This window comes from Paenibacillus sp. FSL M7-0420, from assembly GCF_038002345.1.
Taxonomy (GTDB): domain Bacteria; phylum Bacillota; class Bacilli; order Paenibacillales; family Paenibacillaceae; genus Paenibacillus_AQ.
On sequence record NZ_JBBOCJ010000001.1, the window covers coordinates 7,101,290 to 7,117,030 of the forward strand.

General features: G+C 52.2%; 12 protein-coding genes. 1 reads left to right on the plus strand and 11 read right to left on the minus strand.

The genetic code is table 11. From position 1 onward, the window contains the following. Positions 1 to 4: 4 nt before the first annotated feature. Entirely contained in the window at positions 5 to 2,116 is a 2,112-nt protein-coding gene (locus tag MKX51_RS30465) for a TerD family protein (RefSeq protein WP_340994984.1), read from the minus strand. Between the two features lie 519 nt (positions 2,117 to 2,635). Here MKX51_RS30465 and MKX51_RS30470 point away from each other — a divergent pair. Further along, complete coding sequence (locus MKX51_RS30470; protein ID WP_340994985.1) at positions 2,636 to 3,037, plus strand: RidA family protein; 402 nt, start codon at positions 2,636 to 2,638, stop codon at positions 3,035 to 3,037. A gap of 270 nt (positions 3,038 to 3,307) precedes the next feature. Here MKX51_RS30470 and MKX51_RS30475 read toward each other — a convergent pair whose 3' ends face one another. From MKX51_RS30475 to MKX51_RS30520, 10 genes are all read right to left on the minus strand, one after another. Then, the gene (locus MKX51_RS30475) at positions 3,308 to 4,999 is read right to left on the minus strand and encodes an ATP-binding protein (protein WP_340946122.1); all 1,692 of its coding nucleotides are present in this window, start codon (positions 4,997 to 4,999) and stop codon (positions 3,308 to 3,310) included. Positions 5,000 to 5,328: 329 nt separating this feature from the next. Further along, complete coding sequence (locus MKX51_RS30480; protein ID WP_340994986.1) at positions 5,329 to 7,839, minus strand: hypothetical protein; 2,511 nt, start codon at positions 7,837 to 7,839, stop codon at positions 5,329 to 5,331. Between the two features lie 24 nt (positions 7,840 to 7,863). Further along, positions 7,864 to 8,952, minus strand: coding sequence for a HAMP domain-containing sensor histidine kinase (locus MKX51_RS30485; RefSeq protein WP_340994987.1), 1,089 nt, complete (start codon positions 8,950 to 8,952; stop codon positions 7,864 to 7,866). Then, positions 8,945 to 9,643: a response regulator transcription factor gene (locus MKX51_RS30490; RefSeq protein WP_340994988.1), complete on the minus strand. Its 699-nt coding sequence runs from the start codon at positions 9,641 to 9,643 to the stop codon at positions 8,945 to 8,947. Before MKX51_RS30490 ends, MKX51_RS30485 begins: the two co-directional genes overlap by 8 nt. 24 nt (positions 9,644 to 9,667) lie before the next feature. After that, a complete protein-coding gene (locus MKX51_RS30495) occupies positions 9,668 to 10,993 on the minus strand; it encodes an ABC transporter substrate-binding protein (protein WP_340994989.1) in 1,326 nt (441 codons plus the stop codon). A gap of 49 nt (positions 10,994 to 11,042) precedes the next feature. After that, on the minus strand, positions 11,043 to 12,203 hold the full coding sequence (locus tag MKX51_RS30500; RefSeq protein WP_340994990.1) for an efflux RND transporter periplasmic adaptor subunit: 1,161 nt from the start codon (positions 12,201 to 12,203) through the stop codon (positions 11,043 to 11,045). Between the two features lie 46 nt (positions 12,204 to 12,249). Then, the gene (locus tag MKX51_RS30505) at positions 12,250 to 13,080 is read right to left on the minus strand and encodes a carbohydrate ABC transporter permease (protein WP_340995760.1); all 831 of its coding nucleotides are present in this window, start codon (positions 13,078 to 13,080) and stop codon (positions 12,250 to 12,252) included. A gap of 58 nt (positions 13,081 to 13,138) precedes the next feature. After that, positions 13,139 to 14,005 carry a carbohydrate ABC transporter permease gene (locus tag MKX51_RS30510; RefSeq protein WP_340994991.1) on the minus strand — a complete coding sequence of 289 codons (867 nt, stop codon included), beginning with the start codon at positions 14,003 to 14,005 and terminating at the stop codon, positions 13,139 to 13,141. Between the two features lie 183 nt (positions 14,006 to 14,188). Then, positions 14,189 to 15,139, minus strand: coding sequence for a hypothetical protein (locus MKX51_RS30515; RefSeq protein WP_340994992.1), 951 nt, complete (start codon positions 15,137 to 15,139; stop codon positions 14,189 to 14,191). Then, positions 15,136 to 15,693 carry an RNA polymerase sigma factor gene (locus tag MKX51_RS30520; protein WP_340994993.1) on the minus strand — a complete coding sequence of 186 codons (558 nt, stop codon included), beginning with the start codon at positions 15,691 to 15,693 and terminating at the stop codon, positions 15,136 to 15,138. Before MKX51_RS30520 ends, MKX51_RS30515 begins: the two co-directional genes overlap by 4 nt. Positions 15,694 to 15,741: the final 48 nt, after the last annotated feature.

The window sequence follows — 15,741 nt, forward strand, 5'->3', positions numbered from 1 at the left end:
CTGCTCACACCACATATTCGGCCATAATCTGCTCAATGTGGAATGGAGTCACTCCCTGATCCACCGAGAATACGGTATCGGCCTGCTGCGGTGACGCGGCCAGTTCGCCGCGGGCCTTGGCGTGAAGCGTGAACAGTTCATACAGATCGGGCTTTCGGAGCGAGGTCATCGCCTTGCCGATGATTACCATCCCCTTCTGGTTCCCCTCCACGTTATTCACATGGAACGGATTTCTGGTCAGGGACAGGTCTGTCCAGATCACGGTCCGCTCCACCAGATCGAGTATCACAGGAATGGCGATTTGGGTATCCGCCGTGACATCAATCTTGTTCGACACTGTGGCTGACTCATAGATTTCACCAGACCCTGGCTTCTTCCGCATCATCCATCCCGTGAAGCACTCCGGCAGATTGCAGTACGGCTGTCCAGTGAAAGAATGGAGGGTAGCCACCACATACCTTCCGCCATACTCAACAATAGAAGGAATATGCAGATCAATGAACTCACTGGCCCCGTAGGGCGCCGTTACAATATCCCCGCTATGGGCTGCATGATATTGTGCCGAGCGCAGATTGGTATAAGAGATATGCTCTACGTACTTCCAGTTCTGATCATACATCACGGCGGACAGGTCAATATCTACGCGGCCTGTGGATGTACCGTCCACCTTCCCTTCCTTCCACCAGCAGAAGAAGCGGATCGTGTTCCCTTCGGCCATCGGAATCCGGCTTCCCCGTACCAGAGTATGCAGCGCTTTACTGGCCGATCTCTGGGAGAACGGCACAAGATAGTTCTTCAGGCGCTCATCCACATATACCTTTCCCAAGGAAGGCCGGACAGCAAACCGTGCCACCAGTGTCTGCTCGCAGAGATCCACAATATCCCGCCAGGCTTCTTCACTGATCTCTGGCAGGGTGTTAGGGATGGCCCAGGCTTTGGCGACATTTCCCTTGGGGAAAAACACCCTCAGCTCCGGCAGCTCTCGCTGGCGCTCAAAGTAGTTCTTCACCTGTAGCAGCACCGGGGTCGATACCTGATCGGCCACTTCGCCAAAGGCCATCACGACATACTCAGGCTCCCGGGTCATCCGCAGCAGCTTCGCCAATCTTCGTGCGAATTCACCCGGACGCTTCGCCAGCAGATCCAGCGCCGTCCACATCTGGTGATACTGAAGGGCCAGCTCCACACTTCCGTTAAAGGTCGTGAAGGCTTTTTTGTTGCGCAGGATATCAAAAGCTTCCTCACAGCGCTTATACCGCTGCTTGTATTCAGATGGATGCAGGATCTCGCCGAGACGAATCCAGCGCTCCCTGTACCTAAGCATATCCTCCGTGATCGGCTGACACCGCTCCAAGAGCCCCAGCAGCAGCCGGCGTTCACTACGCTTGAACTTGCGGAAACGGGTGGGCAAGGCCAGACTAACATCGCCCCCCGACCAGGCCACCGCCAGCCGCAGCACATCGGTTGCCGTCTTGAAGTAAGGGCTTATTCTCGCCACATCCGCCTTACCATGCTTAAGCAGCGACGCCGCCACATAACCGGCATTCTCCTTGAACGGGATCTCCTGCGGCAGGAGTTCATCCAGCTCTTCGTTGGCTGTATTCGCAATCACAGCATCGATATCCTTCTGATCCTCTGCCGAGATCGAGCCTCTGGCCTCCATCAGCTGGCGGATTAGGGTCCGGAACTCCGTGATGCTGCCCAGGTCAATGACCTTCAGCGTGACTTTCTCCTGAAGCGGTTCTCTCTGCACAGGCTCAGCACCCGGCACTTCCCAAGTGTAGTAATGGAACATCGCATTGAAATACAGCTCCGCTTCGTCCTCCTGCATGACCTGCTCCGGGAACCCCGGATACATCGGTGCATAATGCACATGCGCGCCAACCATCCGTCTTATATCTGCAATCAGCGGATAGTACAGCTGCTCGAAGGCCTCGCGGGGCAGCCTCTGGACCGCCCGGAACAAGGCAGGCGACAGGGTATACCCGAGCCCCTGCAGATTGCGGAGAGCTGCGGCCAAGTACCCCTTCGGGAGCTGTTTCGTGTCAGCAGCGTCAGGTGTGTGTTTCAGCATCATTTTGCCTGCTCTACGCAGGTAAATTCGGTTTATTTTCATAGTAAAAGTGTCCAGGATAGCCGTATCCCTACTCGGTTTCAGTCCATGGGTAGAAGGAAGGAATACAATAGCCTGGACGCCTCCTCTCTGGATAAGCATCCTTCAGGAGAGCTGCGGCTCTAATTCATCCAATTGAGTAGAAGGAAGAACCGCAATAGCCTGAATATCTCCCGGCGCACTTGCCGCCGTTTGATGAATCCATCATCGCATACGCTTCTGCAGGCCAACAGGGCGGAAGTATTACGACAGAGGGAAATTTTAACTTATTTTGCCGCCCCGCACCTTATCGCACCCTGTATTTTAGTTTTTGTTGAGGATATGTTATCATTCTTACGTAAGTTAAATTTTAAATGTCTAGGAGGGATACCTGATGAAAAAGAGATCTATTCAATATTTGTCTGCTGGAATCGGGTATTCGACTGCTGTTTTTTTCTAGAATTCATGTGGACGGGATAGGTCTGTCCAATATGAAGTAATACTATGAAAAAACAACCCATTTAAAAAGGAGACTTATAAGCAATGAGCCTAAATAACCATGTCATTCAAAGATATAATCCGGAAAATATAGCAAAACCGGTTGGAAGCTACAGCCATGTCACTAAGATCAGCAGAGACGCTGAAATGTATGTCTTTTCCGGTCAAATCGGGATCGATCAGAACAATAATATCCCTGCCGATTTCAACCAGCAAGTAACCCATACGATGAGCAATATTGTTGACATTCTGTCCTCTCAAGGACTAACTCCCGATCATGTCATCAAAATCAACATCTGGGCCACGGAGGAAATCGATTGGGATCATTTCTATTCCATCTGGAATAAGGTGTTCGGCCCCACGCCGCCCTCCATGACGGTTGCTTATATCCAGGGATTAGGTCTGCCTGAGTTGAAGATTGAATTGGATGTGTGGGCCGCTGGTTAGAGCGTAGAGTAAATTAATACACCCAAAACAAGCCCTAGAAGTATTCTAGAGGCTTGTTTTGGGTTTTATTTTTTACACATGAATTATGATAAGGTTCAGCATATCATTACAAAAGCAAAACTCATTTGTTATAAGAGAACAATTCCATTCATCCACTCCTTATCCAATTGTCCCTATTCAATCCTTACTTGTCCTAATTCTTTCCGTGAAAACCTGTGCATCCTTGGTTATCATATGTATCTATTGTCCTTATTCTGTCCTTATTTGTCCCTATTCCCGATCCAATACATACCTAGCGCCCATTCCATGACCTATAACTTTAACTCCATCTGTCGCAAGGTCTTTTATAACTCGCTGAACCTGTTTACTGGTTAGACCTGTCATCTGTCTAATCTCTCTGTTCGTTAGCTCTCGCTCCCGCAAGATTGATAGTAACCGAATCTTAATAGCTTCTTTATCCAAGCTCTGTTGTCGCTCATACGTCATGTTACCTTTCAGATGCTCATATGCCGTTCTGGTTAGAGTGTAGTAGCGTCCTCTCCCACGACCGACAGATTCAATTAGATTCATGTTGTGTGCAAGTCTACTAAGCAATTCCCTTGCTTGCTCCAGACTTCTTTGTGTGACTAGAGCAGCATTATGCGTATCAATATCTTCATGCCGCATCAAATACTGAATAATCAGAAGATGGTCGACATCAACAAGCTGATTACTTTCCGTCATTTTATTAATCAAGTTCATAAAACCAGTATTTAAAGGGGAAGCTGTGAATGTTAGTTCGATATGGTTTCCCACTTCCCTGTATATCGGTGGCTCCTTACCCTCAACTAATAGAGAGCGGTAAATCCGGGAGACACCCAGATTAGAACGGTTAACGAGTTTTAAGCGATCCAACAAGTCCATCAGATGATTATTTCTAGCTACTGGAGGATGATGGAGAATATTTAGAGGGGTTATTCCACCTATGAACTTGCCAGGATTAGTTATGATTAGCTTATCTCGATAATGTTTAAGCATCACTGCACCTATCATTCTAAAATCGCGATGACCGAACGCATTTAGCAACGCTTCACGTAGTGCAATTCGAGGGTAAGTGCTGAACTCCGGATGCACTAATCCAGATTCGATTGTCACCATTGGATTGTCCACAGCTATAAAACGTTCTAATTCGTGTAATGCAATAGGTATTGCTTGCGTTCCATCGTCACGATGGGAGTAGTCAGTATCACTCATCATCTTGCGGTAGGACCAACGATATTCAGGTACTAGACGAGCAATTGCATCAGGCCTTCCAACAAGGAGAATTGCGCCTTTTGTAAGGTGATTTCCTTTCAATGCTCCGATTGAGCTAAGTAAATCCTCATCATTTAAATCTTTTAGTCCATCAGGCGCTCTCTCAGCAGACATCATTTCTCGTATCCGTTCGACTGCAGATGGAGATATGTTATCCTTCCAGTCTTCGTAAACAATCTCTGCAGTTAAATCCACTTGACCTGTTGTCTCAACCAGTTGTCTTCTTAAAGTACCTGTGAATGGAATACAATCTTTTCCTTGTCTAATTGTTGCAGCGCCGTCTGTTAAGGTGTATGGGGGTATACCGGGATACACATGCATCAGAAGAATTCTCCCTGTACCTTCAAAGATTCGGATCTCTTCAAATACAGGCGTTATATGGGGTTCGCTTCTTTCGTATACACACTTCTGTAAAGTAAGCACATCCACCTCATACGGCACACCAATTAGGGCTTTACTCTTTCCTCTAACGCGATCAGCCACACCGAAGACGACTGTACCTCCACCTCCATTAGCCATACAAACTGCCATTTTCACCATAAGAGAGAGGTTATCATTTAAGCTGCGATTGCCCCATTCCTTAAAATCCAAATCCTGCCCTTCAAGATCGTCAGCGACTACAATGTCCAACTGATCCAGCAAAGATATGATTTCGATCCTAGACTTCATTATCGCGCTCTCCCTTCTTTGTTAAAATGCAAATCTCGTACTGTATAGTTTTGTCATTACTATTTACGTTTAACCCAAGCTCATGCAACTCCGTCTTCTCTATCCACTCACCTTATATTGCTTTATTATCCCATATGTCTTCCATTTCTGTCCTGAATAATTTCACTTTTTACTTAATTGCAGTATGCACTTTTCTATACTGTAGAAAACAAGCCGCTATCCTTCCTCTGGATACGGCCTGTTCCTTATCTGCCTACATAGGCAGCTCTCTTAAAGAGACCTGTCTAGTCTCCTCTTGTCATCCTTACGCTGTTCATTCCAACTTCATATCACTCCCCCTCCGCCTTCTTCGGCGCAGGCCGCTCATAAATCACAGCATAAGTCTCATTGCCCAGCAGAATACGTTTGCCCTGGAACTCGTCATAGATGTTCAACCGCACCGTGCCGCCGTTAAGGGCCTTGTATGCTTTGTTGTTCAGCGGGAAGGACAAGCTGCCCGTGGCTCCCGCACCAGCCGGTCCGTCTCCCAGAGGCAGAAGCTGCTCCGACGGCTGACCGAACGGATCGATCAGCTCGGCTACGAGCTTATGCTCATTCGCCTCAGCAACATACTGCTCACTGCGGGTTAACCGGTAGTTCATCTGTACCTCTATGGACTCCCGGTCTTCAGGCATAGTAGCGGTCACCTGGTTCACGGACAGGGAGTACGGGAACAGGTCCAGCTTCTGAAGGGACGGCTGCGGAGCAGGATTGGCCGGACTCAGCCCCAGGCCCACGGTCTGGATGTAAGCGGCCGGCACTGCGCCGGGTGTGGTCAGCTTGCCTTCGGCGATGCCTTCCCCGAGGAAAAGGGTTAGATCCGACGCATTGATCTCCGGAGGAAGCTTACTCCAGACGGTTACGAGACTCTTCTCTTTGGGGTTCAGGGCTGCGGCGGACTGCGAGATTACCGCCTCGAAATACTGCCGATCCGGGGTCCGGTAGTAGCCCACCAGCTGCGCCGGCTGGGTCTTACGTAGTTCCTCGTTGGTCATCACCAGCTCGGTATAGATCAGCTTGGAATCGGTGCCCGGATAGATCCGGCTCTGCCGCTCCAGAATCTCTGCCTTCTTCCCGGCCAGCTCCAGGCGGAAGGGTTGACCGGCCGCTACGGTTCTTAAGGTATTCTCCACCTGGCTGGTGAACAGCGTAAGGAAATTCGCCTGGGTCTCTTCCGAAGGATACTGGAGGATCACCTTCAGCTTCGTCAGCTGATAAGAATAGGGAAGGTTCCCCGTGATATACAGAACCGCTGTCTCCTGCGGGGCCAATTGGCTCTTGGAGCCTTCGATCACCATCTGCGCACTGCCGCTGATATCGAGATCCCCCGCCTTCAGAAGCGCTGTTAGCGCCGGAAGCTGCACATTCGTGGACCCTGAGTTGCGGAGGCTGATCTTGGTCACGACCTGATCGCGGTCCGACCACGGCAGGCGTTCCACCGATTCCAGCTTCACCACGAAGGTACCCAGACTGTTCTGCACGGGGTACTCAGTCGCCAGCAGATGATTCGGCTGTAAGGAGTAGGGAATCTGATAGTAAGCCGCCGGGAAGGCGATCCGGCCCTCTTCTGCCGGCTCGTTCATCTGTAGCTGGAGCACTCCCTGATTAAGCTTCAGGGGCAGCTCTGCGCTGAGCTCGACCACCCGCTCTTCCAGCGGCTTCAGACTGAGACCGGCCAGTGCCTTATTGCTGACCGGATAGCTGTACCCTTCGGCAGTCGTCAGGCTGAAGGGATAGGCCGGAATCGTCACCGCTTGGTTGCCTGTGTTGCGCACCCGGAATTTCAAGCTCCATTTTGCCAGGTTATCCTCCGAATATACCGCTGCGCTTGCGAGCTGTGTCTCAATTGTATGGTTAGCAACCTTAAGCTTCGCAACGGCATTAGCGGGTACGGTGAAGTTGGGCGACTGTGCAGCAGGCAGCTTATACTCAGCCACCGGCAGGTTCAGCTGCAGCTCGCTGTCTTCCTGGACGAATTGCAGGGACATATTATCCGTCTTCGTATAGGAGGGGATGTCCGCCAGATACTGCACGGTCCGTTGCTCCTTGGGCTGAATCTGGTAATCGGCAGGAGCGGCATTCAGTTCAAATCTGGAGCCTCCCGAGGATATCAGATATCCCTTCAGGCCCGTGTCCTTAAGCACCTTGGTGCCCGAATTGGCGAAGCTGATGCCTACCCTGGCATACACTTTTCCGTTAGCCTTAACGATCTGCAGGCTCTCGGCCTTACTGATCACCGGCATACCCGCCAGGACCAGCTTCTTGCTCTGCCCTCTGGCGGTGGCTACCGAATAGGAACCCGGAATCGTGAACATCCCCAGCTTCTTCTGGTAATTCGTCTGGCTGAAGTCCCAGCCGTACAGGGCGATGCGGACTCCGGTTATTTTGGCAGCCTTCCCCGCATTGACATAATACGTGACCGACTGGCTGCTATTAGCCGGAATAGACTTGATCGCAGCACTGCCCGTCACCGGCTTGCCTTGAATAACTGCGCCGCTTGAGGTAGTAACCTTGGAGAAATAATCAATCAGGCTCACGTTGCTGTTACTCCCGTTGACGTAATTCAGGGTGTACGTAATCATATTCCCGCTCTCCTGGGGCTGAAGGGCAGCGTCCAGCAGCTTCACGCTCACCCCGCTCTTCAATGAGACCGCCCCCAGTCCCTCCAGCGTGGACACGGCGGCTGTAGCCGCCTTTCCCGCTGAAGACCCGGCCGCCGCATAGGCTCCGAAGGCGATGGACTGGCTGAGAACCGCCAGGCTTAGCATGGCGACAGCATATTTTCTAGTGGAATAATTCATAATTCTCTCCTCCCTTAACTTCGCTTAAGCTTGCGGCAGCCGGACCTCGAACCTCGTCCGCAGCTCATTGCTCTCTACAGACAGGCTCCCGTCATGCTGCTCTACAATATTGCGTGCAATGAACAGTCCCAGGCCGGTCCCGCCCTCCTGATGTGTCCGTGCCCGGTCCCCCGAGTAATACATCTCGAAGATATGCGGCTGCTCCTCCGGCGGAATGGGATTTCCGTAATTGATGACCTCAACCGCTACTGAACCTGAATCAGGGCGGCTGTTAATATCCACATAACCGCCTTCCTGCCCGTAACGGGCGGCGTTAGTCAGCAGATTGCCTAATACGCGTACCAGCAGCTCCCCGTCCCCGTAGATTATTAGGCCAGGAGTCACATTCAGCCGGGAGGTCAGGCCATTGCGCTCGAATACCGGGTACATCTCCTCGTTCAATTGCCGCAGCAATTCGGTAATATCCAGATATGTCTTCACCACAGACAGTGTGTCATGGTTCATCCTGGTGATCTCGAACAGCCCGTCAATCAGCTTCTCCAGCCGCTGGGACTTGGTGAAGGCAATCGTCGCATAATGCCGGATCGTCTCCACTGGTAATTGCTCATCCCTCAGAATCAGATCCAAATATCCGAGAACGGACGTCAGCGGTGTACGCAGATCATGCGCCAGATTGACGACTAGCTGGTCCTTGCTGCTCTCGGCGAAATCACCTCTTTGTACCGCCTCCTGCAGCTTGGCCCCGGCCACATTCAGATCCTCTGCGATTGCGCTGAACTCATCCCTTGAGGCAATCCGCACCTGATTCTGGAAATCTCCGCCCGCCAGATGATGAATCCCCTTGGAAATCTCGTTAAGGTAGCGGATGTACGGCTTGGTGAACATGAAGAATAAGACCAGCATGATCGGAATGAACAGCATCAGAGACACATTGAAGTCTCCGATCCTGTAGATGAACCGGCGGATTTCCGCCTCCGGGTCCTCCCACTTCACCCCGGCGTAATAGAGCTGAAGCAGCTTGAAGATCCCGTAGGTGATCCCGGCGGAGAGCAGCATGCTTACGCCCAGTAACTGAACCAGTCTGGTTCTGAAGCCCCGGCGTCTCTTAGGCATTGAACGTGTACCCGACACCCCAGATGGTCTTGATGAACCGGTCCTTGTTCTGATCCTCTCCCAGCTTCCTGCGCAGGGTGCGGATATGTACCATCACTGTATTCCCGCTCTCATAGTACGCCTCGCCCCATACCTGCTGAAATATGCTCTCTGCACTGAACACCTGCTTCGAGTGGCTCGCCAGCAGATAGAGGATGTCGAATTCCTTCGGCGTAAGGTCAATCTCTTCTCCATACAGCGTAACGGTGTGCTGGTCAGGGGAGATGATCAGCCCGCCCAGCTCCAGAACCGAAGTCAGATGGGCACCCGGAGGCTGGCTGAACTGCAGGGAGCGCCGTAACTGGGAATTGACCCGGGCCAGCAGCTCCATCGGATTGAAGGGCTTGATCATATAATCGTCCGCGCCCATGACAAGGCCGGTAATCTTATCGAAGTCAGAAGTCTTGGCACTGAGGAAAATAATCGGCAGATTATGCTTCACCCGCACCTGGCGGGTGACCTCGTATCCGTCCAGCTTCGGCATCATAATATCCAGGATGGCCAGATCAATGGATTGGGACTGAATAGCCTGAACGGCCGCTTGGCCGTCGGATACCTGAAAGCAGTGATACCCTTCCTTCTCCAGGTGCAGGGCAATCAGGCCGGCAATCTCTTTCTCGTCCTCTGCGATCAGAATAGTAACTCGCTTCATACCGGGACCCTCCTAGGCCTGAATCTATTCGTTAAGGTACGTAGTCGCCTTGTTCTGAATCAGCTTGGCCACATCCTCTGCTGTCTTCTGTCCGCTGAAGAACGCGCCTGCTTCCTCGCCGATGATGCTCAGAATCTTCACATCCATCATAGCGAAGTTATCCGCTGTATCCATCATGTCTTGGAACACCTTGAATTGTCCCTCAGGAACACTTGCAAGCTTGCCGTCCGGGAGCTTATACGTCCCGCTCTTCACCTGCTGCTGAAGCTCACTGAACTGCTTGTCATTAAGCGATCGGAGCAGGGAGAAGCCTTCTCTGCTCTGCAGGGACTGAACTTCATCAGAGAGCAGGAACTCCATGAACGTCCAGGCTTGTTCGGCAACCGGCGATTTGGCCTGTATCGCAAACGTATAGCTCGGAATAATTCTCATGGCCCCGGAAGTTCCGCTATGCGGCTTATACAGCAGCTTCGGATTGGCAAAATTGGTATACGGAATGTTGATGAAATCCGCCGGGCCCTGTATAACGGCAGAATAGAACAATTGATTCTCGGTCTCCACCGGCTCGGTGGTCATCAATTTCTCTTGATACATCTCGTTAATCTCCCGCATCATAAATATGAAGGCAGGGGAATCAAACTTGGCCTTGCGTGCAGCTACGTCTACGAACTGGTTATAGCCGTCGACCACCATCTCCTGAAGCAGCATATCCGGCGGATTATTCGGAAGCGCGTAGCGGTGTGCGGCCCCCGCTTGTTGCTCCGACGCGATCAGCGATTTGGATACTTTTTTCCAATCCTGCCAAGTCCAGCTCTTATCAATGATTTCCGCTTGCTTAAGTACATCCCCGTCTCCAAAGAAAGCTCTCAGGCTGAACCCGGATGGAATGATATAGGTGCCCCCGTTCACCTTCAGCGCATCCAGCACATTCATTTGCAGGTCCTCCTGCTTCAGCGTCTTCGACTGCTTGAGGTAATCATTCATATCAAGGAATAGCTTCTTGCTCACGTAATCACTGGCGGGCAGACTGCCCGTTTCATAAATATCGGCTCCTTTGCCTGAGAGCAATGCCGTACCGGCGGTTTTCTGATACTTCTCATAATCCGGCCCCTCCATCTTCTCGCTGATCCCCTTATACGCCTGAATCTGCAAGTCGATATCCGGGTAAGCTTGTTCAAACTTCTGCTCAACCGCACGGTAGAACTCACTATCCTGCTGGACCGATAACGTAACAACCGTCTTCCCCCCGGTGCTTGGAGCCTCTGTATTGCTCCCTGAACTGCATGCTGACATCATCGTTGTAAAAGCAAGGCTCATCCCCAGAAAGCCCATTTTGTTAATCATTTTCATCTTTCGCTACCTCCAATAATTGTTCGTATAGTATGCCGTACTCCTACGGTTATTGCAGACGTACGCGGTTCCCGTCCTGCAAGGGCTCACTGCTCTCCAAAATAATCATCTCGTCCCCATACAGGTTATCCGTCTGAATCATGCTGTCCGGGCCGTTCGTGATACTGGAGCGGATCTGAACCTCGCGGGCGACAAACGTATTGCCTAATGCCCCCCTCTGCTCCTCGATGGTATAGACGAAGCTGCGCCCGCCCGTCTGATGGATGGCCTTAGTCGGTACCACCACACCCTCCTGAAGGGACGGCTTCTTCAGCTTAATCTGAACCTGCTCACCCCCCTGGAGCGAACCCTCATTCATTACAATGAAGACCGTCTTCTGCGCGATGTCCTCCGCCCCGCTGTTATCCTCACCGGCCGGACTTCCCGCACGCGCCTGAGCGCTCTTGATCTCTGCAATCTTTCCCGGCAATATCCGGGCCGATGGCCCCTCAGCAGAATGAACCTCCACCTCAAGCTTCTCCCCCAGGGTAATTCCAAGGCTGGATAATAGCCCAGCGTCCGCTGTGAAATCGAATTGGAACCCCTCGCGGCTGCTCGACAGCACCAGATCCGGCTCGCCCGATGACAGTATCCCCGGCAGGGCATTCAACTGGGTCACAATCCCGTCGAAGGGTGCCTTAAGCTGCTGCTCCGCCGTTAACCGCTCTCTCAATCCGGCAATTTTCCGCGCCTGGGTGACCTGATCGACCTTGCCCGCTTCAATCTCGCGCCGTGCCTTGCGAATCTGAAGCTCATCGCCTTCCGCATACGTCTGAATGAACTGATCCTGCAGCGTCTGCTGCGCGATCTTTTGCTTATCGAGCGCCGCGACTTCATCCTTCAGCTCCGCTTCGGCGACCTGGCTGTCATAGCGGATCAGCGTCTGCCCCTTCGTGACCCGTTCCCCCTCCTTCACAAGAACCTGCCTGACCTTCCAGCCGCTGGCATTCAGGAGCTTCGCTTCTCTCAAGGGCGTAAGCTTCCCGCTGCCCTCCAGCGTGAATTCCAGGCTCTTGGTCTGCGGCTTGACCGTGGTCACCTTGGGCAGGGTCAACGACTGCAGCGTATTGCTGAAGAAGGTGAAGAAGAGTAACACGCCCATGAGCAGAAGGAAGGCTGTTCTGATATTTTTTTTGCGCCTGCGGTCTGCGGGCACTCCTGTAGTCTCCATATTCCGTCTATCTCCTCCTGCCATTAAAATCCCTCACACACGAACATCAGCCCTTGATTCCAGACAATTGAATCCCTTCGATGAAATACGTCTCCGCATACAGAAACAGCAGGACCATCGGTGCCATATAGATCATGGAAGCGGCGAACGCCAGGCCCTTCTCGCTGCTGACATTCGATAAGTAGACAGACAAGGGCTGTCTGAGCGGGTCGTCGAGGAAAATAAGCGGCTGCTCCACCATATTCCAATAATCAACGAATAACAGAATCGTCAGAGCGGCCAGGCCCGGCTGGACCATCGGAACAATAATCGTATAGAAAATCCGCAAATGTCCGGCTCCGTCCATCTTGGCCGCTTCAATATAGGCATACGGGATATCCAGCATGAACTGCCTGAGCATGAACACACCGAAGGCGGCAAAAATACCGGGCAGGATAATGGCACCCGCGCTATTCAGCAGCCCCAGCCGGTCTGCCATGATGTAGTTGGGCACCAATGTGACCTGGAAGGGCATCAGCATCGTCAGGACATAGACCAGAAACAGCGCTTCCCGGCCCCGGAATCTCAGCTTGGAGAACGCATAGGCCGCGAGCGCGGCGATCAGCGTCTGTCCGGCAATAATCGGCACCACCAGGAAGACCGAATTCCAGAACATCGACAGGTACATCGGGCTGTCCAGCAGCACCTTGCCGTATTGCTCCAGGGAGACCTGGTCCGGCAGCCATTTCAGGTTGGCGAACGGATCGCTCCTGCCTGGAGTTACCTGATTCATCTGTCCGATGGGGCCGTAATTGATCCCGATTTCGCGGCTGCTCATGAACGAATTGATGAGGGTCACTCCGATGGGGAACAGCATCAGGAGGGCAATCGCCCCCATCAAGACGGTTAACGTCAGCTTTTGTATGACTTTACCAGCTGCCAAGACTCCTTCACCTCTATTCCATATACCGCCGGTAGCGGCGTTCCATAGCGAACAATCCCAGCACGATGATCAGAATGCCGCCGACCATTAAGGTCGATGCAGCCGTCATCTTCTGGAGGTCAAGCGACAGGAACATATTGTTCATATAGTGCTGCAGCATATAGATACTGTCATGCGGGTAAGCTCCGGCAATCAGATATGTCTCCCGGAAGACCTTGAAGGAATTAATGACCGACATAATGACGACAAAAAACATCGTAGAGGTTAAATAGACCAGCGTAATGCTACGGAACTGCCTTATCCGTCCGGCCCCCTCGATCTGGGCGGTCTCATAATAATCCTTCGGAATCTGCTGCAAGCCGGCCAGGAACAGGATCACGTTATACCCGATGTTTTTCCAGACATACATCAGCATGATGACATTCCGCGCAGCCTCCGTCTTCATCCAGTCCACCCGCGTCCGGCCGAAGCCGCTCAGCCAGGCATTAAGCACCCCGTTCCAGTCGAACAGGATCTGCCAGACCAAGATAATAGAGGCTACAGGCACGACCAGCGGGAGTACGTACGCAGTTCTCAGCCATTTCTGAAAATACAATTTCCTGTGCAGCAGCAGCGCTAGTCCCAGCGACAGCACAATCAGCAGCGGAACACTCACCACACTGAAGTAGAAGGTATTAGAGGCCGCCTTCCGGAAGGATTCGCCCGCAATGACCTCCCGGTAATTATCCAGTCCCACATAGTGGCCCCCTATCGTGCGGTCCATGAAGGAGTAGAACAAGCCCATGCCGAACGGAATCAGATAAAACAGGGCAAACCCCGCCGCACTGGGCGCCAGAAATAACCATGCAATTGTTGAATCTTTACGGGCCAAATTCTTCAAGTTGCTCCCTCCCTGTACTCAAGAATAGGCTCAACTGTTTAAGAACAAGTCGGGTAAAGATTAAAACTTTCTTAAATTCTCTGCGCAGCAGCACATTCGGACCGATCGCCCTCTCGCCGGCAGCAAAAAAGCCGCAAACGGATGCTTCATCCATTCGCAGCTAATTCGTGTAGCGCAAACTCACTACTTCACCGGCTGTACCTCCATGACCTTATCCTTGAAGCGGTACGTCACACTAACATTCTCGATAACCGCTGTGTCGTCGTAGGCCAGGGAGCCCTCGAACGCTAACGTGTCATTATCTTTCCACACAAGTTGACTCGGATAGCTGTAATTCTCATGATCCGTGCGGGACCAGGTGTCCAGCTTGCGCTGCGCGCCGTGTCTGATCCTCGCCGACTCTACCAGCTCCGGGCTGATTGTCCCCTTCTCCACATTCAGGATCTGCACGAATTCACTTTTGTTAGAGCCGGTGACCACTGCCAGGAGCTTCCGGTCCGGTGACGGGAGGATTTCCTTAATGTACATGGAAGGGGCCGCGAAGCTGAAATACGGTTCAAGCACATCATCTTGTATGCGCCACAGTACATTCTGGGTACCGTAATCCGAATAGTTGTTGAATAAGGCGAATACGATGCTCCCGTCGGCCATTTTGTGGAGATACGGACTCTGGTAGCTTTTCGACAGGATATCTGTGGCAAAAGCAGCCGACTCCGCGATCTTCGCGGAATCACTGGTCAAGAAGGGCTGCAGCTTCTGCAGCGCCAGCTCCCGGGCCTGCGGGTCATTGAAGCTCTCCACCAGCCGGTTCACCGCAATGTATACATATTCATCGTTGCCGCTGGCTAACGCCTTCAGGAATTTGTCCGCCTTATATTGAGCAGGAGGGGCCAGCTCCATATCCTCCGCTGTCAGATAACGGATGTAAGGCTCCGCCGCTTTATTCTTTGTGTACTCCGTGGCAAGCAGCGCGGTAGCCGTAGAACTGTAGACGGTCAGGCACGCGACCAGTGCGATCCATCTTTTGGAGAACCGGCCTCTCCTGCCCCTTCCTCTTACTCCGCTGTGTTCAGCCGCCGCAATCAGCTCCTCGTCAATCTGCCCGATCTCCTTATACAAGTCCTCCCGCTTCATAGGTGAACACCCTCCTGGTCTAAATGAATTCTAAGCTTGTTCCGGGTCCTGAACAGGCTGGACTTCACCTTACTGCTGCTCATATCGAACCTGCCAGCGAGGGATTCTATGGAATCCGCATACCAATACCGCCTGATGAATAAATTTCGTGTGCCCTCCTCCAGCCCGTACAGAAATTCGTTGATCAACCGCGCGGTTTCACCGGCAGCAATCTCCGTTTCCACCGTCTCTGCTGCGGGCAGGCAGTCCTCCAACTCCTCCAGAATCACCTCGAACTGGCGGCTCCGCTTCTTGGCTGTATTATAACCATACTTGTCGAGCGCGATATTGCGGGTGATCCGCCCCAGGAATACCGGCAGCCTTCTCGGCTGGTTAGGCGGTATAGCGTTCCATGCAGCGAGGTATGTATCGTTCTCACACTCTTCGGTATCGGAAGGGTTAGCAACAATGTTTCTGGCGATCGCCCGGCAGTACGCGCTGTATTTGTTCCGGGTTTCCGTGATGGCCTGCTGTGAGCGCTGCAAGTATAGCTGAATGATTCCCTGATCTTCCATCTGCTGTTTCTCCTTTGGTATCCTCTTATCTATATAGTAGAGAATTCC